Below are 23,965 nucleotides of genomic sequence, written 5' to 3' on the forward strand. Positions count from 1 at the left end.
GCGGTGTTTTTCACGTTTAGGCGAAGACGCTTGCTGCGGCAAGCGCAACAAGGTAGAGCGCGAGCACCGCGGCGGCAACGGCGTCGCGGCGGGTAAAGCACATGACGTGGTAGTGGGTGCGCTCCGGCCCGCCGGTGTAGCAGCGGGCGTCCATAGCGCGACCGAGGTTGTCGGCGTGACGCACGGCGCTTGCAAAGAGGGGCACCAAGAGGGGCACGCAGGCCCGTGCGTAGCTGAGCGCTCCTTTGCCTTCGAGCTGTGCCCCGCGGGCCGTTTGCGCAATGACGATATTTTGCGCATCCTGGCTGAGCACCGGTACAAACCGCAGCGCGATCGAAAGGATAAGCGTTGCCTGGCTCACCGGTACGCCGAGCCGCTCGAGCGGAGAGAAAAGGCGCTCGACGGCGTCGGTGATGGCCATCGGTTGCGTGGTGAGCATGAGCAGCGACCCCATGAGCAGCAGCAATAGAAATCGCAGCGTATAGAAAACCGCCGAGCTAACTCCTCCGGTGGTAAACGAAAACGGCCTAATGGCTGCAAGCACAGTGCCGGTGTGAACAAAAAACAGGTTGAACAGGGAGGTAATAACGAGAAAGTACATGGCAGGTTTGATCTGCGAAAGAACGCGGCCAAGCGGGATCCGGGCAAGTGCCATGGCGAGCACAATGAGCGCGCCCGCGAGCAGCAGCGTGGGAACATTCGATACAAAGAGGCAGCTCGCCATGTAGATGATGGCGGCGATGAGCTTGAGACGCGGGTCGAGGCGGTGGATGGGGGAATCCGCCGAATAATATCTGCCGATGCTAATGCGGGCGGCCATGGCGCACCTCCTCGGGGAAAGCACCGCCAAGGTGCTTTACGAGGCAATCTGCGAGTTCATCGAGGGTAAGCGGATTGCCGTCCAGCTTCATGCCGTGCTCCTCAAGCCGTTGTGAGAAAGCGAGCGCAGCGGGCACGCCGGGCACATGCTTGGCGGCTTGGGCGAACACCTGCCGTGGCGTGCCAACTGCGGCGAGGTGGCCGTGTTCGAGCGCAACAACGTGGTCTGCGAGTCCGGCCACGTCGTCCATGCTGTGCGTGACGACAAGGATGGTCCGGCCATCATGCTTGAGCTGTGCGATCAGTTTGCGCATGCGGCGCTGGCCGGCGGGGTCGAGTCCCGCCATGGGCTCGTCGAGCACGAGGATGGGAGTGCACATGGCGAGCACGCCGGCGATGGCGACGGCGCGTTGCTGCCCGCCGGAGAGCGCGAAGGGGGAGCGGCCGAGAAGTTCGGGCGTAGCGGCGAGCCCAACGCGCGCGAGTGCTTCGTTGACGCGATCGGATACTTCGGCATCCGAAAGCGCGAGGTTGCGGGGGCCAAATGCGACGTCGTCAAAGACGGTTTGGGCAAAAAGCTGGCGCTCAGGCAGTTGCGCCACGTAGCCCACCTGCGATCTGAGCTCGCTGCGGCGCGAAAGGTCGGCGGTGTCGATACCGTTAACGCGCACGGCCCCCACGTTGGGCACTTTGAGCGCGCACGCAAGCTCGACGGTGGTCGACTTGCCCGAGCCCGTATGGCCGATGAGTGCGGTAAGGCTGCCGGCGGGGACGGTGAACGAAACGCTGTCGAGGGCAAGTGGTCCGCACGGATCGTGGGGGGTTGCACGGCGGCCGCGGCGCTTTCGCAGGCGCGCGAGGAGTCCGAGCCGTTTGCGAGCGTTCTGCTCATCTGCGTACGAAAACGTGACGTCGCGGAACTCGATAGCTGCCGTTTGAGCTGCGCTCGGGGTTGCTGTCTGCGCCTCCTGCTCACGTTCGGGCGTGAAGTGCGAATTTTCAGATGGAAAATCGGAGCCAAATGAGCTATTTCCGCCCGAACGTGCGGGTGCTGTCGTGCGATGCGCCTCAGAACGTGTGGGCATCGTCGGACGAGGTGCGCCCGACCGTGTTGACGTGTTCGCTGTCGCAGCATGCGCGATCGTGCGGGCGAGCTCTTCGGCATCGCTCGCTGCGGGGAGTTCGGGCAGGACGGCCTCCAGCCGGTGGGCGAGCTGCAGGGTAAACGGCGGCTCAAGCCCAAGCGAATGAATGGCATCGCGCTGGGCAAACACCTCCTCCGGCGTGCCCTCGAGGGCGATGCGCCCCCTGTCCATGACAACAACGCGCCCCGCAATTAGGGCATCATCCATAAAGTGTGTGATGTGCACGATGGTGATGCCCCGCTCATTGAGGTCGCGTGTGATGCGCTGAATGGCGCGTCGGCCCGCAACATCCAGCATTGCGGCCGGTTCATCGAGCACGAGTACGCGGGGATGCATGGCAAGCGCGCCCGCGATGGCGATACGCTGACGCTGACCGCCCGAAAGGTCGGCCGGGTCTGCCTGGGCGTAGTCGAGCATGTCCACTGCCGCCAACGCCTCCTCAACGCGCGCGGCGATTCGCGGCTGCGGCACGCCGAGGTTCTCGGGTCCAAAGGCAACGTCGTCTGCAACGACGCTCGTCACCATCTGGTCATCGGGGTGCTGGAACACCATCGCGACCTGGCGGCGCAGCTCAAGCGTGCGCTCCGGTTGCGCTGCGGCGTCGATGCCGCACACGCGAGCCGATCCGTCCGTGGGCGCGAGCAGTGCATTAATGAGCTGCGCGAGCGTTGATTTACCCGACCCGTTGCTGCCGAGGACGCAGAGATGCTCGCCCGCCGCCACGCTGAGTGTGACGGCGCGAAGGGCCTCTTCATCAGCTCCTGCATACGAGAAGTGCACGTTGTGGAGCTCGATGATGGGGTCGGCCTCGGGGTCGGCAGTGGATCCGGCGATGATTGTCGAAGAGTGAGTCTGCACGATGAAACGCCTGAGCAAAAGGGACGGTAGAGAATGGTCGTATGCGTACGATGGGTGCGCTACTTTGGGGCGTCGAGGGCGCGGGCGCCAAAGTGCATCGAGGGCGGGGCACCGAAGTACGCCGCCCGCCGAGCATCTACGCGGCCGAGGTGTGCGCGGAGTCGCCGTGCCCGGGAGAGCCGGCCTGCTTGCCCAGCACATTCATGCAGGGTGCGAGCAGCACCTGGCCGGCAACGACGTTGATAACCATCTTGAGCGTGTTGAAGGGCAGGAGAATCGGAACGATCATGTAGACCACGTCCTGCATGGTCACGCCTGCGTAGAGCGGCGTCACGAAGAGGTTCGCGACGCAGGCGACCACGATGGAGAGGACCGCGCCTGCGACCATGCCCGCAAGAGAGCTCGTGCGCGTGCGACCGCGTGCATAGATGAGTGCGGCAGGAATGATGAACGCGCAGGTCGAGAGCATGCCCATGGGTGCGCCGAACGGGTCGAGGAAGACGCGCGGCACCCACGAGATGATGGCGACCGCAGCGCCCAGTTTGGGCCCGAAGGCGAGCGCCGCGATGAGGCAGACGATACCCGAGGGATCGTACATGAGCCACGGCGCCGCCGGGAAGATGGGAATCTGCACGAAGCTCAGCACGAGCGACGCGGCGGTAAAGAGGGCCGCGAGTGCGATCTTTTTGGTATTGACGTGTGTGGTGGATGAGCTGCTCATGGCAGTCGCCTCCGTTTCTTCCATCCGGACTGTACCGTCGGCCCTGGAATCTCACCAGGTCAGCCGCTTGCGCGGGTCGCGGGCTTCTGGCGCGCTCTGCCTTGTGCAGCCGCGCGGTCCGGCCGGCTTCGCGCCGATCCGCCAGTTACCGCCGGTAGGGAATTGCACCCAACCCTGAAACTATGCGGTGCCTACTATACCAGCGTAATGCGGAGTACTCTGTGTTTATTTTGGGGTTAAAGGGCTTTGCCAAAATACGCGGTTGATATCTTGCAAGAACGTGCAGGAACCCATGACGTGAGCATGTAGAGTAGCTGGGAGATTGCTGCGTGTTGTGATGAATCCAGGCATAATAAGTCGGGGCCAAGAAGGGAATGCCCCTCTTGGCCCCGAGACTAATCATATGGTATGCCGGATGCTATATGTTTGCGGACGCGCTGTAAGAAAATCCATGTTTCCAAGTCGTGCTAGCTCCATTGTATAGTTGGATAGTGCTGTCGAACATTATGTATTGATTTTTTTGATTGAGGTAGCCGCCCTTGCCGTTAATGGCTATTCCTCTAATAACCTTTCCGTTACCGTAGCGATTTACTTGTGCTTCGTATGTGCTATCAAATATTCTTCCCTCGGTACTGTTTAAAGTTCCTTCAAATTGTAGGAAAGCGAATACATCGCTGACGATGGAAGAGGGGTTTGAGATCGCCTTATAAAGGTCAACTTGATAGCTGTTTCTAATATCAATAATGGCTAGCGATTGAACGACAACCGCCTTGTTCGTCAGTCCATTATAGCCGATTTGGAAATCATTAAGAGCTAGTCCCATATCGGCAAATAGTAGCGACAAATAGTCCGTGTCTTTGTCGTAACTTGCGACAAGGCCGCCATGGTAAAGACCCTGCATGCCGAAATAGACCTTGTCCTCGTAGCTGTCGTTATTAACGAAGAAGTCAACCAGAGCAACCTGGGTTAAATACTCTGTGGAACCATTTGAGGAGCTATACGAGGAGAAGGCGTATTGTGCTCCCGAAAATGAGTTGACATGGTGCCACCCTCCGCCCTTGAAGAAAGACGTATCTACTTTCGAGGCGAAAGCGGACAGCTTGACCCGTCCCTGCGTTTGCAGTGCAGACAATAAATCTCTATATCCATTATATGTGGAAGCGCGGGCCGCTTCTGAACGATAGAATGAGGAGCAATCCCATGAAGCGGAATTATACGACGCTCCCTTGCTCCCAGAACTAAGAGAATTCAACTCATTGTTTGAATGGGCGTTAGTAAGGGCTTTGACGCTGTAGCTGGCTAGAGCGTCTTTTCCCTCAAGGGTAGGTATTGAGGGCTCGGAAGCAAGGTAGTCATATAGGGCGGCTTGGTTTTCAGGCTGCGCCAGATTCAGAAAATAGTACTTTTCATCAGCTGTGTCGAATATGACCAGCTCTATGTTATCAGTGCCGTTGCGTACAGTTACACGAATTAATTCTATTGAATCTGCATTTGCCTTCTGCGATGTAGATACCCCAGAGTAAATGGTGTCTCCGTTATCAAAGCTCAAGCGACTAAACGCTCCTGATAGATTGGGCAGATTGCGGCCATCTTTTTCGGTGTCCGAGAATTCGAATTCTTTTCCAACTATCGTAAGCGTCAGCGTGCTGTCTTTGAATTTATCCGTTGGAGAGGGGTCCGTAAGAAGAGTTTCGGTCATTGACACTGCAGTTGGCGATAGCGTCATCGACTTGGTTTCTAATGCATTGGCGTGATTAGGAATAAATAGAAGCGATACAATAGCGAGGACAACGGGGCAGAACCTTTTTATCCATTGAATTGCCATAGCAACCCCTTCGGTAATATAGGGCGGTATGGGAAGTCCTGCAGAACTTATTGACTTGAAATTACTATTTCGCTAAATCGGGTTTGACGACAAAACGACGAGAGGTGGGTTATGCGAAGCAAACGGCTTCCTGTTGTGATAATCCTTACACTTCTCTTATGTGGAGTTGTGGCAGGAGTAAGCTTCGAGCGTTATGCAGCTAAGGAGAGAGCGCTTAATTCGATAAGCGCCTTTATTGTTTATTTTGATTACGCATTGAGTTCAGGTTACGGTATTGACGGACAATGGTTATGCCTGCGTGTGGATGCCTTGGAAGTCAGCTATGCCAGCATATCGGACCTCCCATTTCAAAGCGGCGTGCTAGGGAATCTAGATTTCACATCACTTCGCTCTCTGACGCACGACGCGTTTGTATACAACGATCAGGAAGCAAAGGAGATGCTTCAACAGAGAATAGCAGAATGTAAACAATTGCTGGTAGATTACGAATTCAAGAACCCTAATCTAGGTACATATTATTTGTCATGGCCATTTCCGTTTTTGGATCCGCAAAACGCCTTGATCAATGATTTATTGTGCATACTTACAGGTAACGATTCCGGTGGGATGGATGGTTAACATGCACGAATACAGCGAGGTCAGCGACGAGATCATCTGCGCTTTAGGTGCGGCGGGGGGCGAGGACGCGGTGCTCATCGCGGAGCCCATGAGCGCGCATACGACGTTCAAGATCGGTGGGCCGGCCGATGTGGTCGTTGAGCCGAGGACCATCGAAGGCGCGGTTGGCGCGCTTAACGTGTGCGCCATCGCAGGGGTTCCCGTAACGGTGGTGGGCAATGGCTCCGACCTGCTCGTGAGCGACCGCGGCATTCGCGGTGTCGTGGTGCTGCTCGGCAAGAATTACAGCAACGTGCGCGTCGAGGGCACGCGCGTGGTGGCGCAGGCGGGCGCGCTCCTGCGCGACGTGGCGCTTGCGGCGGCAGATGCGGGCCTTTCGGGCCTTGAGCCGCTCTGGGGCATCCCCGCGAGCGTCGGCGGCGCCTGCCACCAGAATGCGGGTGCCTACGACGGCACGACGGGCGAGCTTATTGAGTCGCTCACGGCCTACGTACCGGGCCGCGATCTTCCCGACGGCAGTCGCGAGAAGGGTGCGGTCAGGACATTCACCCGCGATGAACTGGGATTTGGCTATCGTAAGAGCCGCGTGGCGAGCGAGGGCCTCGTGGTGCTCGAGGCAACGTTCGCCCTCATACCGGATACGGAAGCGTCTATTCGCGGACGCATGGACGACTACCAGCGCCGCCGCGAGGAGAAGCAGCCGCTCGAGATGCCCTCGGCGGGCTCTACGTTCAAGCGGCCCGAGGGGTATTTCGCCGGCAAGCTCATCATGGACGCGGGTCTGCGCGGCGCGCGCGTGGGCGGGGCGCAGGTGTCCGAGAAGCATTGCGGTTTCGTGGTAAACACGGGGGGCGCCTCGGCAACCGATGTCTCCGCGCTTATCGAGCATATCCAAGATGAGGTGCGCGCGCAGTTTGGGGTGGAGCTCGAGCCCGAAGTCCACCGCGTCGGCGACTGGTAACGGCTCATCGAGGCACCCGATCTTGACGCTCAATCGTCGGTCTCCGCACGCGAGGCGTGCTCCCTCCTCTTTCGCGGCAACCTCGGGCACTTCGACGAGCCGCTTGGGCTGAGGTGCGACACCGTTGTTGCCGTAAGGCTCGTGTCATACGGAGTTCATGGCCAAAAACGTACGACTGGTGGTAAGCGTCGACCTTTCGATGGCAAGGTTTCGGGGCATCTCGAAGCAAAGGAGTGCCGGCATGGCCGTTTTGCGGCGGCGATGATCTCTATGAGGGGCATTGAGCCCCGGTTTTCCAGGTGCAGGTCCGCTTCTTCAACCACCAATCGTATTATTTTGGCCAAGGGCTCGAATAATCGTGTGCCATCTCGCTGGCGAAACGGCTGGAAGCCGGCAACACATCGTTGCTAGCCTCAGAGCTATGCAACTGGCCAGGCATCTTTCATGCGTTCTGGCTGCGCGGGCACGTTGGCCGAATAACGCTCGCCTTGCGTGTGCGGCGGCGCTATGGTGAATGCATCGCTGTCATCGCATCGCCTACCCGAGGGGAGCCAGCCCATGACCTATGACCACGTCGCCCAGACCGACCCCGAGGTGTTCTCGGCCCTTGAACAAGAGCTTGACCGTCAGCGGGGCACCATCGAGCTCATCGCATCCGAGAACATCGTCTCTCCCGCTGTTATGGAGGCCATGGGCAGCGTGCTCACCAACAAGTATGCCGAGGGTTACCCAGGCAAACGCTATTACGGCGGCTGTGAAAAGGTCGATATTGTCGAGAACCTCTCCCGCGAACGTGCCTGCGAGCTGTTCAATTGCGGCTTCGCCAATGTGCAGCCTCATTCTGGTGCTAACGCCAACCTTGCTGCGTACATGGCGCTTATCGAGCCGGGCGACACGGTTATCGGCATGAGCCTCGACCAGGGCGGGCACCTCACGCATGGCTCGCCGGCGAATTTCTCGGGACGGCTCTACCGTTTCCTGTCCTATGGGCTCGATCCTGCGACCGAGACCATCGACTACGAAGGCCTCGAGCGCCTGGCGCGCGCTGAGCGACCGAAGCTCATTGTGGGTGGCGCCTCTGCCTATCCGCGCACTATCGATTTTGAGCGGTTGGCTGCGATCGCACACGGCGTGGGTGCCAAGCTCATGGTCGATATGGCGCATATCGCGGGCCTTGTTGCCACGGGCGCGCATCCAAGCCCCTTCCCCCATGCGGACGTGGTGACCTCGACCACCCATAAGACGCTGCGCGGGCCGCGCGGCGGCCTCATTCTCACGAACGATGGCGAGCTCGCGCGCGCCATCGACAAGGCGGTGTTTCCTGGAACGCAGGGCGGTCCGCTCATGCACGTGATTGCGGGTAAGGCGGTCGCGTTCGGCGAGGCTCTGCAGCCGGAATTCCACGCGTATATCGACCACGTGGTCGAGAACGCGGCGGCGCTGGGCGAGGGGCTCCTGGCAGGTGGCCTGCGCCTCGTTTCGGGCGGCACAGATAACCACCTGTGCCTTGTGGACCTTACGCCGTCCGGCGTTACCGGCAAAGACGCTGAGCGCCTGCTCGATAGCGTGGGGCTTACGGTCAACAAGAACGCCATTCCGGGTGAGCCGCGCTCGCCCTTCGTAACGAGCGGCATTCGTGTGGGATCGGCTGCTGCTACCACGCGCGGCTCCACGGCTGAGGAGTTCCGCGAGATTGGCGAGCTTATTGCGCACGCAGTCTTCCATGCCGAGGACGAGGCGGCCTTGACCGAGGTTCACGCTCGCACCGCAGAACTGCTCGAGCGTCACCCGCTCTACCCGGAGCTCGTTATGCGATGAATGGGGAGAAATGCGAGGCGAGTCGACCGGCGTGTTGCCTCGTGAAACAAATGCACCGGGTATAGTTGTTTCAATGTAGTTGTTTCAGTGGGGGCGAGGGATAGGCCCTTTGCGCCACAAGGGATATGGAGAAGAGCATGCCAACAACTGATGATGTAAAAGTCGGTTTCATTGGGTTCGGCAACATGGCAAGCGCCATGGCGGATGGTTGGATTGCTTCGGGAGTTGTTCCCGGCGATCGGCTCTATGCGTGCGCGAACCGCTACGAGGCCCTCTGCGAGCGCACGGAATCGCGCGGGATGCATGCGTGTGCGTCGGGGGAGGAGCTCGTGCGCGCCGTTGACGTCGTGGTCGTGGCCATCAAGCCGTACCTCATCGAAGACGTGCTGCCCGAGCTGGCCGGAGCGCTTGCTAACAAGACGATCATTTCGGTCGCGGCTGGCTGGGACAGCAAGGGCTACGAGCACATCCTGCCGGGCACACACCACATCTCGACCGTCCCCAACACTCCCGTTGCCATCTGCGAAGGTGTGATTGCCTGCGAACGCAAGACGACGCTTTCGGGTGAGGAGGCATTGCTCGTACACGAGCTTCTCGGCGCGCTTGGAACGGTGGTTGAGGTCGATAGCCACCTGCTTTCCATCGCGGGCACGATCGGTGGGTGCTCGCCTGCGTTCATCGCCATGGTCATCGAGGCACTTGGCGACGCCGCGGTGAAGTACGGCATCCCGCGCGCTACGGCGTACGAGATGGTAAGCCAGATGGTTGCCGGAACGGCGAAGCTGCAGCTTGCAACAGGGCAGCATCCGGGCGCCATGAAGGACGCCGTGTGCTCGCCCGGCGGCACGACTATCAAGGGCGTGGCGGCGCTTGAGGCTGCGGGCATGCGCTCGGCGTTCATCAAGGCAATTGATGCCATCGAGGGCTAGCGGAGTAAAGGGCGCGGCGGTGCCCGGCTTTGCCGCACGGCGGGGTGCTGGGGCCATCTGGATTGACCGAAAGGGCCCGGTGCCGCTCGGCGTCGCCCAGGGGCTGCCGCCGCTCGGCTTCGCTGCAGGGGCCCGGCGCCGTCCGCTTTGCCGCAGGTGCCCGGCACCGCTTGGCTTTCATTTCCGAGTCTTTACCGCGTTGTGCCCGCAGTAGCGCACAAACCTGATATGCTAGGCGCAATGCAACCGGCTTGCTCAAGGAGGGGCCTATGTTGGGAGAGTTCATCGGCGGCTTTATCGGTCTTGCCGTCATTGTCATCATCGTTGTGGTGCTTCTTGCCGACACCCTGTTCGTGGTCAAGCAGCAGCACGCGGTTATCATCGAGCGACTCGGGCGCTTCAACAAGATCGTTGGCTCGGGTCTGCATGCGAAGATCCCCTTCATCGACCGCAAGGCAGCGACGGTAAGCCTGCGCACCATGAAGAACGGATTCGATATTGATGCCAAGACCGAGGACAACGTCACCATCGGGCTCGAGGTTTCGGCGCAGTACCACGTGAGCTACGAGATGGGCGCGGGCCCGGCGGATTCCGGCGTCTACAAGAGCTACTACATGCTGCAGCAGCCAGTCGCCCAGATGCGCGACTTCATTACCGATGCCCTGCGCAGCTCGATCCCCGTCTATACGCTCGATGAGGTCTTCGCCAAGAAGGACGACATCGCCCAAGACGTAAATGCCACGGTTTCCGAGCAGATGGCCGCCTATGGCTTCACGCTCGTCTCGACCCTCATCACGCGCATCGCGCTGCCCGCCGAGGTCGAGGATTCCATGAACCAGATCAACGCCGCCCAGCGCACTAAGGCGGCGGCGCAGGACCTTGCCGAGGCCGATCGCATTCGCCGCGTGACCGAGGCGCGCGCAGAGGCAGAGGCCATGGAGAAGGCCGGCGAGGGCATTGCTAACCAGCGCAAGGCGATTGCCGTGGGTATCAAGGATTCGCTCGAGAGCATCCAGGAGACGGGCGTCTCCAACAACGAGGCGAACCTGCTCTTTATGTACACGCAGTGGACCGAGATGATGACCGAGTTCGCGCGCACCGGCAAGAGCTCAACGGTGGTGCTCCCCTCCAACTTCAAGGAGAGCGCAAGCATGTTCGAGCAGATGGTGGCGGCAGCGGAGACAAACGATGCCGGCAACGTTCCGCCCGCGCCCGTAAAGAAGGACTAGGGGAGCACGCGGCACTAAAACGGCAGCAGTGCCGGAGCGTGCTGCAAGCAGCCGCTCCGCTCTAGAACGATTCTGATTACACCGTTACGCCAGAAGCCGCAGTCACTTTTGTGAGCTGCGGCTTCTTTGAGGTCGCGGCGGTGCCTGCTTGGCAGGCCCAGTCGAAACCGGCTTGTGAAGCGCCATCTTCGGTGGCGCCGGGGTGGCTTCCTTGCCGTGGGCTATCAACTTTGCAACTTTTGGGCACTAGAACGGCCTGCGGCGCAGTAGAAAAACAGCGCGGACGTTTGTGACCTGCGGTTTTGTGCTGTTCATTATGCCGGATAGTTTGGCGCATCCCCTTCGAGTGCCCAAAAGTTGAAAATTGGTATCGGAGCGCTAGGGGCAAGGCGTTCTGAGCACCGAAATCGGTTGGGGCTAGGCTTGAGAACTTCAGGGCTGGGCGCATTGGCGCCTAGGCCCGCGCGTTGCGTGTGCGAGAGGTCGCTCGGCGCACGATGCGGCCTACCTGCACGCCAACGACGAGCTTGACAATGTCGGGCACGATGAACGGCAAGACGGCAATGGCGAGTGCCCCGACGATGTCAAGGCCCATGAGCACCATGAGCTGAAGCGTTCCAAGTAGATACGAGATGAGCAACATCGACGTGACAGCCAATGCCTCGCGTGCCCGATCAGGTATGCGCTCTATGCCGAGGATGAGGGCGGCGGAAGCCGTTCCAACGAGGAACCCCCAGAGGAAGCCGCCCGTAGGGCCAACGAGCGATGCGATGCCGCCCGAAAATCCGGAGAACACGGGCAGTCCGAGCGAGCCGAGTACGAGGTAGAGGGCTACGGTGACGACGGCATCGCGGCCGCCGAGCGCGATGGGAAGCATGGCAAGCACGAGTGTCTGCAGGGTGAAGGGAACAGGCCCCAGAGGAATGCTTATCGAGGACGCGACGGCGAGCAGGGCGATGCAGAGTCCGCAGCGAGCGATACGAAGTGTCGACATGCAATATGACCTTTCTGAGTTAGCCGATGATCCAGCCCATTTCGCTCTCCCAAACATCTTGGTCGAGTTCAAGTTCAAGACCGGATCCATCTTGTTGCGCCGTACCCGTGAACTCGAGGTAGGTTGAATATTCCGTGCGGTTAGACCCCAGGTCAGCCAGGATGTTCTCCAGCTCGGCGGCGAGGGCTTCTCGGCTCTGCTCGTCCAGCGTGCCGCTCTCGCGATACGTCTCCCAGATGGAGCTCGGGGTATTCCAGCGCAGATCGTAGGCGATATCGTCTATCTGCGGCGTTTCGATGCTGTAGTAGACCGTGCAATCGATATCGTAGCCAGCATCAGAGGTCTCGGTGTAGGCGTAAGCGATAAGGTCGTTGTACGAGAGGTTTGCAAGCACCCGCTCTGCTACCGCGCGCGCATCGATGCCGGCCTCATCGGGCGTGAGACCCGAATAGGTTTCGAACGCTTGTGTGAAGGCGTCTTCTGCAATTTGGAGCGTTTCTTCGTTGGTGCCTGCGATTGCGGAATCCAGCCGTTCTTGTGTAAGCATCGTCGCAGACTCCTCGGCATCGCTCGCGAGCGTTCCCGTTATCTCGTAATCTGGGGAATCGGTATCGCCGTAGTCGCCGTAGTCGTCGTAGATGTCGGCATCGCTTGCGGTGCCGCTATCGAAAACCTGGTCGAACAAGTCCCCGGTTACCGCGCTGCAGGCAACGAAAAGAGGCCCGATGGCACCGCTCAGGATGATAACGATGACGATGATGTAAATCATGAGCCTGCGAGCGTGGGCACGGCTACCCGGGCTGGCTTGGCGCGCGGCGGCTCGACGGGCCTCTGCGGTGCGGTGCCAGGCGTGGCGATCGCGGTGGCTGGAGCGACGCTTCCGGTTCGATGAAGAAGATGGCGTGCCGAGCCAGCTGGATTCATCGGCTGTATCCGGTGCAGTCCGTTGCGCTGCCGAGGACGTTGCGGATGAGGGTGCCGGAGCGTCCACGGGCCCCTGCGAGGATTCGGTCGGCGGCGTGTACGAGGAGGACCGGTGCTCGGGCGCGCGATGGCCACGGGATGCCTCCGCACGCGCCCGTTCGAGGCGCCGCTGCAGCTCATGCTTGCGCAGGCGCTCGGAGCCATCGCTCGAATCCGGCGCCTCGAGGGAGGGCTCATCGGTTGGCATGACCGGATCTGGAGCGTTGAACGGGTCAATCATAGGCTCGTCGGAGGGATGAAGTTTCCAAGCCATGAGTTCAGCCAACCTTCCGTTATCGAGTCTGGTGATTCCAGGGCGCGTTGCCTGCCGCTTGCGAACAGGATGGCCGCTCGGCAGGCGGACGGGCGTAGCGGGGCGCGAGGTGCCGCGAGATGGACTTACTCGGACACTGCCCGGGGCCTGCTAGAACAAGCTGCCTCCTCTACGTGAACGGGCCGCTGTCCTGCCTGCTAGAACAGGCCGTCGTCGTCATCCTGCTTGGGGCCGCGATCGACATAGAGCTTGCTCGTGCGCTTCTCAAGCAGGAAGGCGACGATGGCAACGATTACGATGCCGCCGAAGAACAGTACCGCGAGCCCCTCGCGCGTACCAAACAGGAACGAAAAGATGGTATCCATGCTGTGCTCTCTCGCATCATCGGTTGGAATGCTGTGCTTACGCTCGTTTCGGGCGCGAACCCGCCACGAACGGTGTTCAATAAGTATATACTTGCCAAAGCACGGCCGGGCGTTTCAAGGCGAATGCTTACCAAGCCGGTACGCATGGCGCTGGCGTCGCACGGCATGAAGCACGATAGAGCACGCACGAAACCGGAGGGATCATGCTCGACATCAAATTCGTACGCGAGAACCCCGACGCGGTGGATGCCGCGATGGCGAATCGCCAGACCTCGTGGGACCGTGAGCATTTCTTCGCGCTCGACGAGGAGCGTCGTTCCGTTATCGCCGAGGTCGAGCAGCTGCAGGCCACGCGCAACGCCGAGTCCAAAAAGATCGGCGAGCTCATGCGCGAGGGCAAGCGCGACGAGGCAGAGGCGGCCAAAGAGGCTGTGCGCCGCGTGAACGAGCAGATCGAAGGCCTTGCCAACCGTCGCAGCGCACTCGATTCCGAAGTGGCGGATTTCATGGCGCACCTGCCCAACATTCCCTGCTCCGCTACTCCCGTGGGCAAGGATGAGAGCGAGAATCCCGAGCGTCGCCGCTGGGGCACCCCGCGCGACTTCGCTGCAGAGGGCTTCGAGGCCAAGCCGCACTGGGATCTGGGTACCGATCTGGGCATCCTTGATTTCGATCGTGGCTCGAAGCTGTCGGGCGCGCGCTTCACGGTGCTCGCGGGCGCAGGCGCTCGCCTGGATCGCGCACTCCAGAACTTCTTCCTGAATACGCACCTCGAGCGCGGGTTCAAGGAGTTCATTCCGCCCGTCATCGTGAACCGCGAGATTATGTACGGCACGGGCCAGCTGCCCAAGTTCGAGGACGACGCCTATCACACGGGCGAGGACCAGTTCCTCATTCCCACGGCCGAGGTCGCGCTCACCAACCTGCATGCCGGCGAGGTGCTCGATGCGAAAGAGCTGCCTTTGCGCTACACCGCGGGCACCCCGTGCTTCCGTGAGGAGGCTGGCAGCGCTGGCCGCGATACGCGCGGCATCATCCGCCAGCACCAGTTCACCAAGGTGGAGATGGTCAAGTTTGCGACGCCCGAGCAGTCTGACGACGAGCTCGAGAGCATGACCGCCGAGGCGGAGTACATCTTGCAGCAGCTGGGGCTCCCGTACCGTGTGATCAGCCTTTGCACGGGCGACCTGGGCTTCTCCGCTCGCCAAACCTACGATATCGAGGTTTGGCTGCCGAGCTACAACAGCTACAAGGAGATTTCGTCGTGCTCCAACTGCGGCGACTTCCAGGCTCGTCGCGCGAACATCAAGTATCGCGATCCCGAGAACTTCAAGGGCACGCGATTCGTGCATACGCTGAACGGCTCCGGCCTGCCCACGGGTCGTACGATGGCGGCCATCATGGAAAACTACCAGAATGCCGATGGCTCCATCACGGTGCCCGAGGTGCTGCGTCCGTATATGGGTGGCATGGAGGTCATCCGCTAGGGAAGCGCTCGGCTAGGGGCTCTGTGTCTCGCGTTGTATCTCAAGGTTGATTCGGTTTCGGCCCGCTCTGCACGTTGGGGCGGGCCGTATGCTAAAGAATTCGCTGGTACATGGTTTACCGGTTCTTGTATGGGTGGCGCGGTCGTATGGGTAGCGTGCTCGCGCGGGGTCGGGCCCAAGTTGAAGTAGGCCGTCGCGGCTAAGATGGGGACGCTCAATGCGCCCTGGTCGAGGCTCTGTTTTGAGCCGTTGCGGTTGATGGGGCGCTCGCTCTGCGCTCGGGGAGAGACGACGCGAACAACCCGCTTCTTTGCTCGATAGGCGAGTATAATCGCGCCAACGATGTCGAGAGGAGCCAATATGGTGGTCGATGCGGGCGATAAGGCGGCCGAAGCAGAGGGCGTGGGCGCCCGGTCCGAGGCCTTGGAGCATGGTGATGGCCCACGCGCCGACTATGGTCAACGTGCCGATGATGGCCCACGCGCCGAGCTCCCGGTTCTCGATGCGTACGGCCTCTCGTTCGGCTATGGCTCCGAGCGCGTTTGGGATCAGGTTGATTTAGCCCTCTATGCTGGGGAGATTGGTTATCTGGCCGGTCCGAACGGAGCGGGCAAGACGACGCTGCTCAAGTGCCTGGCGGGATGGATGTCCCCGCGCTCCGGCCAGATCGATGTGATGGGTGAGCGTTTTACGGGGCGGTCTCGCTCCATCCGCCGGCAAATTGCTTTCGTTGCCGACGTTCCCGCGTTCTATGAGGACCTGACGGCGCGAGAGCACATCGACTTCGTGCTGCGGGCAAACCGTGCGGAACGTGAGGTGGCGGATAGGGCGGAGCGCATGCTGGAAGCGTTCGGCATCGCAGGGTTCTGCAATGCTTATCCGTCTGCGTTCTCGCGCGGCATGCGGCAGAAGCTCGCGCTGGTCATCGCACTCATGATGAAGCCGAAACTCGTGCTCATGGATGAGCCAACGGGGCCGCTCGACCCCGATGCGCGGGTGCTTCTGGGGAAGCTGGTGCAAGAAGCGGCTCGCGACGGGGCGGCCGTGCTCTTGAGCTGCCATCACGAACTACCTGGCGTCGCTCCGGATGTGGTGTACGACCTGCGCGACGGCCGCCTGCGTGAAGTAGACGCGCATGACAGCGTGGTCGCGGGAGGAGCCTCAGGCCCGGGCGCGCACGATGCAGGCCCGGTCGAGCTCGACACGGGGCCTGACGGCTGCGACGGGGAGCCAGGCACGCGCGACGCGGGGCCGTGCCCCGGTGGAGTTGCGGGGCCTTGCGCGACTGCTGTGGGCGATGGGGACTCTCATGCATGAGATATCGCTGTTGGTGTGGCTCAAGGTTCGCCACATACGAAGTGCCTGCGCTTATTGGGGTTACATGTTTGGCGCGGACATCGAGTCCAAGGCCGATCTCATCGACAAGCTGTACTACCTATATCTCCTCGTGCTGCTTGGGGCGTGGACGGCGAGCGCCTGGATGTTTGCGGTGTCGAGTGTCGAGGAAGCCTATGTGTTTGGCGGGGCAATTCTGCTTGACATAACGGGAGCGTTGCTCGTGTTCGCTCTCCTGGCCGTGCTCGTTCGCTCGACGGTCTCGGCGCTCTGGCGTTCTCCGCTGCGCCTTATCAGTCCGGACTTATGGCTTCTGGTCCCTTATGTTCGCTCCGTCGGGCTCGTTGCCCTGATCGATGCGATGCCGCGGACGCTCGCGTTCAGCTTTGCAACCTCGCTTGGTGTTTGGCTCTTGTGTAGCGGCTGTGCCGCAGCTGGAATGCAGCTCCATGCGCTTGCGCTATCAAGCACCGTGGCTTGCGCCGTTGCAGCGGCTCTTCTGATTGCGCGGGCCGCCGGCTATGCCCGCTTAGCTTTCGCAAAGCGCGGGCCCAGGCGAGCGGCTTGGAGCATAGGTGTCCTTGCGTTCGAGATTTTGCTGTGTGCAGGTGCCGCGTTCGCTGTTTCAGGTGCGGGATGGAGGGCTCCCCTCGACGCCTTCAGCGCTGCAAATGGTGTGCACGCTGCAGCTCCTGGGGTGGCTGCGGGGGTCTTTGCGCTTGCGGTTGCTTGCAGCGCTGCTGCGCTTGTGTGCGGGGCAAATCGGGCCGACCTGGCCTGTGCGATCGAGGAGGGGGCAGCGAATGCCGCGCTTTTTGGCGTGCGACGCCTTGCGTTCCAGGCTCCCGATCAGTATCGTGAACTGCGCCGCCGTTACCGTATCGCGCATCGTCGCTTGCGTCCGACGTTTCGTCTTGCGAGTGGTCCCGCAGCGGCGATTACGCGCGCTGCGCTTTCGCATGCGCGGCAGTTCGAGAGCCTGCTGGGAATCGCTGCCATGGGTGTGCTTATCGTGCCGCTGAGCGCATGGACGCTTGCCCACGCGTCCTCGCCTGTTGTGATTGTCGCTTGGGCATACGGCATGTTCATGGCGCTCGCCTCCCTATCTTTCTTGCGCGAGCTTTCTCTGGCGTTTCGTGAGGATATGCGAGTAACGCTCGTTCGCGATCAGATTCCTCTTTCGAACCTCGTGCTCGCCGTGCTCGACGCCTTGCCGGCGCTTGGGATACTCGAGGCATGCTCATTCATTACTATGCTCCTGGTGAATGCATGTGCGCCGGGGTCGTTCACGATGATGGAGGCTGCTATTTCCGTGCTCTTGGGTACGGGATTTTCGCTTGTTGCAGCGCTTGACGGTGTCGAAGCGACCTTCATACGCGTTGGAGTAACCTCCGTGGTTGGGCTCGTGTTGCTGCTCGCCGCTGCTGGCTTGCTGGCACTCTGGGCCCCCATAGCCGTGATATACGGCCTTGTTGTTGTGGATCTGGCATTCATCGCTCTGCTCGAAAACGGGAAATGGCCTAGATGAGAGCTTCTCAGCTCGTCTCCTCCATGAGCTTGGATATCGCTGTGGGGTTTAGGTTGCTTGTCGTTGAGGGGCTGATTTGGCAGGAGGCCACGTACGAAAGGCAATAGATAGGTAGCTCATTCGAAGAGTATTTCCTAGCAGGGCATGCCTAGTAAGAGACGGCGCGATTCTTCGATTGCTCGAGGTGTGCCGGAGGCCCGTTTTCCTATAGCACACCGTGCGGACATCTCCCAAATATACGAACAAAAGTTCCACGAACAAATGTTCTTATCAACCCTTACAATGGAGCCAGGGTAAGGAGCTGGAGAAAGGAGATGGACGCTATGAGGCACGAGGACAACGATGAGGTTCTGCTGTTCGAAAGCGGAGAAGATGAAGAGACGTTGCGCATCTCCTGCAGGGCGACGAAGGAGGGCGGGCTGGTAATTCACCAGATGAGCGAGGGCGAGCTTACGGCGTGGTGCTTCGAGGAGTCTCCGCACGAAGTAGAGGTGACCGTTTCGCCGCGGGTCATCGCGCCCATGCTGGAGTATCTCCATGCAGAGGACGTGCAGCAACTTAGCAACTTGCTTGCGGCGGCATACAGCGGATACGACGCATCTATACGCATCCGTGCCCTCATGCGGCGCTTAGGGGTGGCGTATGAGGTATCCGAGCACCCCATCGTTCGATAGAAAAGGGGATGGACGCGTGCCGAATATGCGACGATTCTAATCATTATTGTGGGCTCCGCGTAATCTACCAGCGAGTTTCGTACTTTGACAATGCAACATCATGCAGGAGATAACTTTTTTAAAAAAATCTCTTGACGCACCCGGGGGAGAATGCCATTATAGTTAGCGCGTTGCGGCGTTACCTCAGCTGGATAGAGGGTCTGACTACGAATCAGAACGTCATAGGTTCGAATCCTATACGCCGCACCAGTTGAGATTGAAGGGCGCTCCTCGGAGCGCCCTTTTTCTGTTAGCGCATACGTTCGGCGGCTTAAACCGACCTGATACGAAAACGTCGCATCGCTTCGTGTTCCATGTGCTCACAATGAAAGATGACAAGCCATCTTGGGAGGCATCCGTGCCCACGTGCCTTGGTGGCCGTGAGGCGAGGAGGTTGCCATGGCAGAACAAGCATCGGAGACACAGGTTTACAAGCTTTCTGTCTTGGCACAGCGTCAGCATCTGCCTTCGCTGCCTGGGCAGGAAGAGGGTACGACGTACGGGGTTGTGTGGAGCTCCTTTCCCATGCCGGCGCATGGATCGTGTTATGTCGTGAAGTTCAACAACGCGCGGAGCATCTCGTTCCTTGCCTACATCGATGACCAGGGCGCGGTGTTTCCTGTGGATCAGCCCATCACGCTTGCGCCTGCAGCGTGCCCGGATTTCGCCGTTACGCCCGATGAGCGTGGGTATTCTGGAACGGTGCTCATACGCGGGGAAGGGGCTTCGCTGCAACCCTTGAGCAAGTATCGCGGTTCGTTTAAAGGGACCATGCGCGAGGTGAGCGACTCCGAGACATGGAACACGTCACGCAGCCTAACGTATCGTCCGTTTATGGCATCGATGTACCTACGGTATTGCGTGTTTGATTCTGGGCGGCGGAATGTAGGAAAAGGCCCTTCCATCTCTATCGACATGAGGGCATATCCGCTTGACGAGCCCGTTGATATCATGGGGCCCTTTTCCCGGCTACCTCTCCCGGATGCCATCGACGCCGTGGTGTATCAGATAGGCGAACACGAACGGCCCTCGGGCATCGAACGCTTTGCGCTCCGCGTTTTCGGCGAGATTGATGTCGATTTCCTCCGGACGCTTATGCAGCGGAGTTCGATTGCGCTCGCGTATATCGAGCGCATGGACGCCTATTACATCAACTTCGATCATACGGCCTTTTCTGCGGGGGAAGCAGATGCCATCTATGCGGTTGAGGCGGCTATCAACCGCCTGCATCGCGTGCTGGGGATGCTGGGGTTTGCGCATTGCGCAGCGAGCGCATCACCCTCGGAAGAAGCTTGCTCCGCTTACGACCAGGCGGCGTTCTCCGGTATTACATCGTGGGTCAAGCGGCTGATGGATGATGCGATTTCTGCAAATGCATGGATTCAGCCGGGGCATATCGCCGCGCGGCCTGGAGGGGAATGGGACGTGCGGACGCGCTTCGCCTCTTCATGCGAGCGCTTGGGGCTCATTGTGCGCCTTGAGTACGATTACCGCTTCGATAGTGCTGCCCGGGAGCTCCGCGTTCGGTTCGGTGTGCCTCAAGCTTCGAGTATGCCGGCATCACGATTCGATGTGCTCGAGGGTGCTTGGGTGTCCATCGACAACGATGAACGGGCTCGATATGCCACCGAGTACGCCAATCGAATGGCGCTGGTGCTAGCTGCTGCAGCATTTTCGTCGAGCTTGAGCATGAGGCGGTTCGTGGTAGAGAAGTGGGACGCCATGCGCGACGCCTCGCTTTCCGTTGCGTTCGACCGTACGGAGTTCACAACGCACCTTATGCCGCTTGCAAGTGAGCTCGACGGTGCCCCGCTTTCATGCGAAACGGCAACGGAGCGGTTGTCTCGTTCGGTTACTCCCGAACGCATGCAGCGGGATATCCCGGCTTCTCTGCAGGCGGCTCCACGTGAGGACACGCGTCCGTTGCCCCGTGCCCTACAGGATTTGCTGCTCGCCGATTCGATTGACGAGCTCGAGGTCATGGAGGTGCCGGATGATCCATATATGGCTCGATGTAACGAGCTGCGAGCATCTGCGCCGTCTGACCCTGCTCGCGCGGAGCGGGGTTATACGGAGCTCATCGAAGAGCTCGAGGCGCGGTGTGCCGCTGTGGAGTTCATGAGCGACCGGCCAATCATCACACGGTTCTGCGAGAACCATCTCGGACGCATCCTTCTGCCCGTGCTCGAAGAAAACCGCTCCGTGCGCATCAACCGTGCCCCCGATGCCCTGTTCTTCGCTCGGTATGAACTTTGCGACCTGTATATGGGTGCGGGAGCGTTCGAGCGCGCGCTGCCCGAGGCTAGAAAGCTTCTCGACCTGGCGACGACCTCGATGCAATCATATTCAATGCTGGTGAACGTGCTTGCACGTCTTGAGCGCTTCCAAGAGGTTATCGACGTGGCCAAGAATGGCTTGCGCGTTGCCTATGATCGAAGCTCCATTGCGTACCTCTTTTATCGTGTTGCTTTTGCCTATTGGGTGCTGGGGGATCGTGAGACGGCAATGGCGTGCTATCGGTTGGTGCCGCGCGATGAACACATCACTCCCATGGCCGATGAGGAGCTTTCGCAGCTGTTGGCGGAAATGGGCCGCTCGGAGCGTCCGATGTTGCGCGAGGCAGCAGCTCGGGCCGAGCAGATGGGTGTCCCCGTGCCTCCGAGCCCCGAGACGGCAAGCCAAGTTGCCGATGCGACGGTGCTTCTTACAGATAACGGTTTTCACTACCTTGCTAGTCGCTGCGTCTACCATATGTGGCGCATCACGGCGCGCGACGAGCTCAGTGCTGTGCATCGGTCGCTACTGCCGTAGCGAGTTTAGCCATATCCAAGCGCCCCCCGCCCAACGCGCTCGATAGCAAGAAGCCCGGCTCCCAAAGGAAACCGGGCTTGTCTTGTTTGACTGGCGGAGAGCTGGGGATTCGAGGCGGCGCTTCGCGCCGCCCGCCGCTGCGGCGCCTGCGGCACCTTGCGCGCTCCGCTGGAAAACGCCCCGCGTTTCCTCAGCTCCGCGCCCTCTCGGGGTTCGAATCCCCGCATTCGGCAGCAAAAAGCCCGTATCCCTAGGGACACGGGCTCTGCGATTCGGCTGGCGGAGAGCTGGGGATTCGAACCCCAGATTCCCTTGTGGGGAATACTCGCTTAGCAGGCGAGCACCTTCGGCCTCTCGGTCAGCTCTCCGTTAGCAGCTAACTATACTAGCGTATCTTCAGGCCTGAAGACAAGGATGAACTTCAGCCTCTTGAGAATTGCGCAAGAAACGGAATGCGCAGGGGTGCTGCGTGGCGGTCTAGAGGCTTGCGCGCCTGATCACGATATTCTCATGGTGTTCCCGTAGCTTATCCCATGAGAAGAAGGCGACCAACTCTTCGGCGCTACGCGGCTTGTCATCGGGGGTGATTCCGGCCAGATGGGCGACCCATCCCAGAAGATGCTCGGCTGTACCGAAGCGCTGGCGAAGCTCTCCCATATCGAGATCGTGGTCGCGCTTGGCGAGACGCCTTCCGTCTGACGCAAGCAGAAGGGGAATATGGCCATACCTCGGTTCATCGTATCCGAGCAGACGCTGAAGGTAGATTTGCCGCGGCGTGGAGCTTAGCAGGTCGCACCCGCGAACGATCTCGTTCACTTTCATCGCTGCATCGTCAACCACAACGGCAAGCTGATAGGCGAAGACCCCGTCGCTGCGCCGAATGAGGAAATCTCCGCAATCCAGGGCGAGGATCTGCCGTTGCCGTCCGAAGACGCGGTCGGCAAACGAGATGGTCCCTTCGGGTGATTCGCACGCAGGAACTCGAAGGCGCGTTGCGGGCGGCCTTACGGCGCTTCGGGCGGCAACTTCCGCAGGGGTGAGATTCCTGCACGTTCCCGCATATACCGGGGTTCCATCGCTCGCGTGGGGTGCGCTTGCGGCGTGGAGCTCGGCTCTGGTGCAGAAGCACGGGTAGGTGAGGTTGGCTGCAGTAAGGCGCTCCACCGCGTTGCGATACAACTCTTCTCGATCGTGCTGAAAAACGGGCTCGCCTTCCCAATAGAGCCCCAGCCAGCGCAAATCGTCGAGCAGTAGGCTCGTCCAAGGGCCGCTGCGGGTGCGTTCGTCTAGGTCTTCGATGCGCAGGAGAAGCGTTCCGTTTGCGCTTCTGATGGAAAGCCAGGCGAGCAGCGAGGCATATATATTGCCGAGGTGCATGCGTCCCGACGGAGTCGGGGCGAAGCGCCCGATGGGTTTGCTTTGTCCATGTTCGGTATCCATGCGCATGAGTATACGCGACTGCGGGCGGGGGCGGGCAGGCGACGTTCCCAAAGCCATAAGGACGCAGATGTGCGCGCAGGGGTCGTGGTGTCCCGCATCGACAAGGGCTGTGACGCTCCATGTCGCAATACCCTCGGCATTTGGTGTTCCCCGCAATCACGGGGCGTCGATGTTCCTGCAACCACAAGGGCCCCACACCTTGCGATGCGGGGCCCTTCGGAAAAGGGGGGCAATGAAAGCTGCCAGACGATGGCATCTCACGCGGAGCGTGCGCCTGCTGGCGGTAACGAGCTGCTCCTGCTCGTTCAAGTTCGCACGCCCTGCCCCTCGAGTCGCGTTCGGGGCAAGGGCGCAGCCGGGTGCGCTACAGCGGAAGCGCCGTAAGCTGCGTGTAGACGCGTGCCTGGTATTCGCGATCAAGGTCGTAGAGGCCCTTGGGATCGCTGCCGAAGAGCTTCATGTTCGTGATCATATCGCGCGCATTGGTCTCCTCTTCGCCCTGCTCGGATACGAACCAATCGAGGAACTTCATCGTACGCACATCGTGGACCTCATGAGCCACCTCGTAGCAGTGATGGATGAGGCTCGTCACGTACTCCTCGTGCTCCAGGCCCGCTTCAAGCGGCTCTAGATCGTTCTGGAACGTCTTGTCCGGCTTGGCGATGGCCTCCATGGTGGGCGTGAAGTCGTTGTCGAGCAGGTACCGGCGGATGGCCATGGCATGGTCCACCTCTTCCTTCGCCTGGATTTCGTACCAGTTGGCAAAGCCCTTGAGGCCGCGGTCCTCGTAATAATCGGCGAAGGTCAGGTACAGGTAAGCGGAGTAAAGCTCCTTGTTGATCTGCTCGTTGAGGACCGACGAGACGCTCTCGTTCATGGCCATGGCTGCCTCTTTCTGCTCGCCCTGTGGGGAGGGGTACGTATGCTGTCGCGTAAGATATACCCAAACGGTCGAATCCATACGCGCGCCGCGGTCCCCCTCAACTCCAACACATCTTGGCCCCCGGGGAGCTTTGTGGTCGCCTTGGCCTGCACGGCAGCGCTCCGTAGCCAGCACGCACCTGTTTCCTGTTGGCACACGCCAACTCACCGGCGCACGTCCGCTCGCCGTAGGCGGGACGTTTCTGTCCGG

Annotated in this window: 19 protein-coding genes, 2 tRNA genes and 1 riboswitch; of the genes, 11 read left to right on the forward strand and 10 right to left on the reverse strand. The window is 60.3% G+C overall.

Annotated elements, in window-relative coordinates; translation table 11 throughout:
- Positions 1 to 16 precede the first annotated feature (16 nt).
- The 4 genes from AC1VS5_RS02140 to AC1VS5_RS02155 all read right to left on the reverse strand — a co-directional run bounded on the left by AC1VS5_RS02140 (position 17) and on the right by AC1VS5_RS02155 (position 5,368).
- On the reverse strand, positions 17 to 820 hold the full coding sequence (locus AC1VS5_RS02140) for an energy-coupling factor transporter transmembrane component T family protein (protein ID WP_481217547.1): 804 nt from the start codon (positions 818 to 820) through the stop codon (positions 17 to 19).
- On the reverse strand, positions 804 to 2,822 hold the full coding sequence (locus tag AC1VS5_RS02145) for an ABC transporter ATP-binding protein (RefSeq protein WP_481217548.1): 2,019 nt from the start codon (positions 2,820 to 2,822) through the stop codon (positions 804 to 806). Before AC1VS5_RS02145 ends, AC1VS5_RS02140 begins: the two co-directional genes overlap by 17 nt.
- Positions 2,823 to 2,958: 136 nt before the next feature.
- Complete coding sequence (locus AC1VS5_RS02150; RefSeq protein ID WP_481217549.1) at positions 2,959 to 3,543, reverse strand: ECF transporter S component; 585 nt, start codon at positions 3,541 to 3,543, stop codon at positions 2,959 to 2,961.
- A gap of 8 nt (positions 3,544 to 3,551) precedes the next feature.
- A riboswitch (FMN riboswitch) is annotated at positions 3,552 to 3,729 on the reverse strand.
- Positions 3,730 to 3,961: 232 nt separating this feature from the next.
- Complete coding sequence (locus AC1VS5_RS02155; RefSeq protein ID WP_481217550.1) at positions 3,962 to 5,368, reverse strand: hypothetical protein; 1,407 nt, start codon at positions 5,366 to 5,368, stop codon at positions 3,962 to 3,964.
- A 168-nt stretch (positions 5,369 to 5,536) separates the two neighbouring features.
- Here AC1VS5_RS02155 and AC1VS5_RS02160 point away from each other — a divergent pair, with 168 nt between their 5' ends.
- From AC1VS5_RS02160 to AC1VS5_RS02180, 5 genes are all read left to right on the forward strand, one after another.
- Complete coding sequence (locus AC1VS5_RS02160) at positions 5,537 to 5,986, forward strand: hypothetical protein (RefSeq protein ID WP_143349797.1); 450 nt, start codon at positions 5,537 to 5,539, stop codon at positions 5,984 to 5,986.
- A 1-nt stretch (position 5,987) separates the two neighbouring features.
- The gene (murB, locus tag AC1VS5_RS02165) at positions 5,988 to 6,947 is read left to right on the forward strand and encodes a UDP-N-acetylmuramate dehydrogenase (protein WP_481217551.1); all 960 of its coding nucleotides are present in this window, start codon (positions 5,988 to 5,990) and stop codon (positions 6,945 to 6,947) included.
- Positions 6,948 to 7,505: 558 nt separating this feature from the next.
- Positions 7,506 to 8,765, forward strand: coding sequence for a serine hydroxymethyltransferase (gene glyA / locus AC1VS5_RS02170; protein WP_481217552.1), 1,260 nt, complete (start codon positions 7,506 to 7,508; stop codon positions 8,763 to 8,765).
- Positions 8,766 to 8,902: 137 nt separating this feature from the next.
- The gene (gene proC / locus AC1VS5_RS02175) at positions 8,903 to 9,694 is read left to right on the forward strand and encodes a pyrroline-5-carboxylate reductase (RefSeq protein WP_204665616.1); all 792 of its coding nucleotides are present in this window, start codon (positions 8,903 to 8,905) and stop codon (positions 9,692 to 9,694) included.
- Positions 9,695 to 9,963: 269 nt separating this feature from the next.
- Entirely contained in the window at positions 9,964 to 10,923 is a 960-nt protein-coding gene (locus AC1VS5_RS02180; RefSeq protein ID WP_019128810.1) for an SPFH domain-containing protein, read from the forward strand.
- Between the two features lie 454 nt (positions 10,924 to 11,377).
- On the opposite strand, the gene AC1VS5_RS02185 is transcribed toward AC1VS5_RS02180, so the two are convergent.
- The 3 genes from AC1VS5_RS02185 to AC1VS5_RS02195 form a co-directional block, all read right to left on the reverse strand.
- Complete coding sequence (locus AC1VS5_RS02185; protein WP_481217553.1) at positions 11,378 to 11,917, reverse strand: biotin transporter BioY; 540 nt, start codon at positions 11,915 to 11,917, stop codon at positions 11,378 to 11,380.
- Between the two features lie 19 nt (positions 11,918 to 11,936).
- A complete protein-coding gene (locus AC1VS5_RS02190) occupies positions 11,937 to 13,154 on the reverse strand; it encodes a hypothetical protein (protein WP_481217554.1) in 1,218 nt (405 codons plus the stop codon).
- A 197-nt stretch (positions 13,155 to 13,351) separates the two neighbouring features.
- A complete protein-coding gene (locus AC1VS5_RS02195) occupies positions 13,352 to 13,519 on the reverse strand; it encodes a DUF6724 family protein (RefSeq protein ID WP_022348561.1) in 168 nt (55 codons plus the stop codon).
- A gap of 203 nt (positions 13,520 to 13,722) precedes the next feature.
- Between AC1VS5_RS02195 and serS the strand changes: the two genes are divergently transcribed.
- The 6 genes from serS (at position 13,723) to AC1VS5_RS02225 (ending at position 21,393) form a co-directional block, all read left to right on the forward strand.
- Positions 13,723 to 15,006 carry a serine--tRNA ligase gene (gene serS, locus AC1VS5_RS02200; protein ID WP_368285239.1) on the forward strand — a complete coding sequence of 428 codons (1,284 nt, stop codon included), beginning with the start codon at positions 13,723 to 13,725 and terminating at the stop codon, positions 15,004 to 15,006.
- A gap of 360 nt (positions 15,007 to 15,366) precedes the next feature.
- The gene (locus tag AC1VS5_RS02205) at positions 15,367 to 16,323 is read left to right on the forward strand and encodes an ABC transporter ATP-binding protein (protein ID WP_481217555.1); all 957 of its coding nucleotides are present in this window, start codon (positions 15,367 to 15,369) and stop codon (positions 16,321 to 16,323) included.
- Positions 16,316 to 17,869, forward strand: coding sequence for a hypothetical protein (locus AC1VS5_RS02210; protein WP_204665612.1), 1,554 nt, complete (start codon positions 16,316 to 16,318; stop codon positions 17,867 to 17,869). Before AC1VS5_RS02205 ends, AC1VS5_RS02210 begins: the two co-directional genes overlap by 8 nt.
- Positions 17,870 to 18,192: 323 nt before the next feature.
- Positions 18,193 to 18,543 carry a hypothetical protein gene (locus AC1VS5_RS02215; protein ID WP_204665611.1) on the forward strand — a complete coding sequence of 117 codons (351 nt, stop codon included), beginning with the start codon at positions 18,193 to 18,195 and terminating at the stop codon, positions 18,541 to 18,543.
- 172 nt (positions 18,544 to 18,715) lie between these two features.
- Positions 18,716 to 18,792: transfer RNA gene (locus tag AC1VS5_RS02220), tRNA-Arg, on the forward strand.
- 189 nt (positions 18,793 to 18,981) lie between these two features.
- On the forward strand, positions 18,982 to 21,393 hold the full coding sequence (locus AC1VS5_RS02225; RefSeq protein WP_481217556.1) for a tetratricopeptide repeat protein: 2,412 nt from the start codon (positions 18,982 to 18,984) through the stop codon (positions 21,391 to 21,393).
- 277 nt (positions 21,394 to 21,670) lie between these two features.
- Here AC1VS5_RS02225 and AC1VS5_RS02230 read toward each other — a convergent pair.
- The 3 genes from AC1VS5_RS02230 to AC1VS5_RS02240 form a co-directional block, all read right to left on the reverse strand.
- Positions 21,671 to 21,761, reverse strand: a tRNA-Ser gene (locus AC1VS5_RS02230).
- A 109-nt stretch (positions 21,762 to 21,870) separates the two neighbouring features.
- Positions 21,871 to 22,833, reverse strand: coding sequence for a tRNA glutamyl-Q(34) synthetase GluQRS (gene gluQRS, locus AC1VS5_RS02235; protein WP_481217557.1), 963 nt, complete (start codon positions 22,831 to 22,833; stop codon positions 21,871 to 21,873).
- 364 nt (positions 22,834 to 23,197) lie between these two features.
- On the reverse strand, positions 23,198 to 23,716 hold the full coding sequence (locus AC1VS5_RS02240) for a ferritin (RefSeq protein ID WP_481217558.1): 519 nt from the start codon (positions 23,714 to 23,716) through the stop codon (positions 23,198 to 23,200).
- Between the last annotated feature and the right edge of the window lie 249 nt (positions 23,717 to 23,965).

This window comes from Enorma sp. (assembly GCF_982429025.1).

Bases quoted from the DNA above. Each gene is read 5' to 3' on its own strand.
- AC1VS5_RS02190 (WP_481217554.1), bottom strand. From the start codon at position 13,154: ATGGCTTGGAAACTTCATCCCTCCGACGAGCCTATGATTGACCCGTTC.
- glyA (WP_481217552.1), top strand. From the start codon at position 7,506: ATGACCTATGACCACGTCGCCCAGACCGACCCCGAGGTGTTCTCGGCC.
- AC1VS5_RS02215 (WP_204665611.1), top strand. From the start codon at position 18,193: ATGAGGCACGAGGACAACGATGAGGTTCTGCTGTTCGAAAGCGGAGAA.
- AC1VS5_RS02180 (WP_019128810.1), top strand. From the start codon at position 9,964: ATGTTGGGAGAGTTCATCGGCGGCTTTATCGGTCTTGCCGTCATTGTC.
- AC1VS5_RS02195 (WP_022348561.1), bottom strand. From the start codon at position 13,519: ATGGATACCATCTTTTCGTTCCTGTTTGGTACGCGCGAGGGGCTCGCG.
- murB (WP_481217551.1), top strand. From the start codon at position 5,988: ATGCACGAATACAGCGAGGTCAGCGACGAGATCATCTGCGCTTTAGGT.
- AC1VS5_RS02140 (WP_481217547.1), bottom strand. From the start codon at position 820: ATGGCCGCCCGCATTAGCATCGGCAGATATTATTCGGCGGATTCCCCC.
- AC1VS5_RS02225 (WP_481217556.1), top strand. From the start codon at position 18,982: ATGGCAGAACAAGCATCGGAGACACAGGTTTACAAGCTTTCTGTCTTG.
- AC1VS5_RS02155 (WP_481217550.1), bottom strand. From the start codon at position 5,368: ATGGCAATTCAATGGATAAAAAGGTTCTGCCCCGTTGTCCTCGCTATT.
- gluQRS (WP_481217557.1), bottom strand. From the start codon at position 22,833: ATGGATACCGAACATGGACAAAGCAAACCCATCGGGCGCTTCGCCCCG.
- AC1VS5_RS02210 (WP_204665612.1), top strand. From the start codon at position 16,316: ATGCATGAGATATCGCTGTTGGTGTGGCTCAAGGTTCGCCACATACGA.
- AC1VS5_RS02150 (WP_481217549.1), bottom strand. From the start codon at position 3,543: ATGAGCAGCTCATCCACCACACACGTCAATACCAAAAAGATCGCACTC.
- AC1VS5_RS02240 (WP_481217558.1), bottom strand. From the start codon at position 23,716: ATGGCCATGAACGAGAGCGTCTCGTCGGTCCTCAACGAGCAGATCAAC.
- proC (WP_204665616.1), top strand. From the start codon at position 8,903: ATGCCAACAACTGATGATGTAAAAGTCGGTTTCATTGGGTTCGGCAAC.
- serS (WP_368285239.1), top strand. From the start codon at position 13,723: ATGCTCGACATCAAATTCGTACGCGAGAACCCCGACGCGGTGGATGCC.
- AC1VS5_RS02205 (WP_481217555.1), top strand. From the start codon at position 15,367: ATGGTGGTCGATGCGGGCGATAAGGCGGCCGAAGCAGAGGGCGTGGGC.
- AC1VS5_RS02185 (WP_481217553.1), bottom strand. From the start codon at position 11,917: ATGTCGACACTTCGTATCGCTCGCTGCGGACTCTGCATCGCCCTGCTC.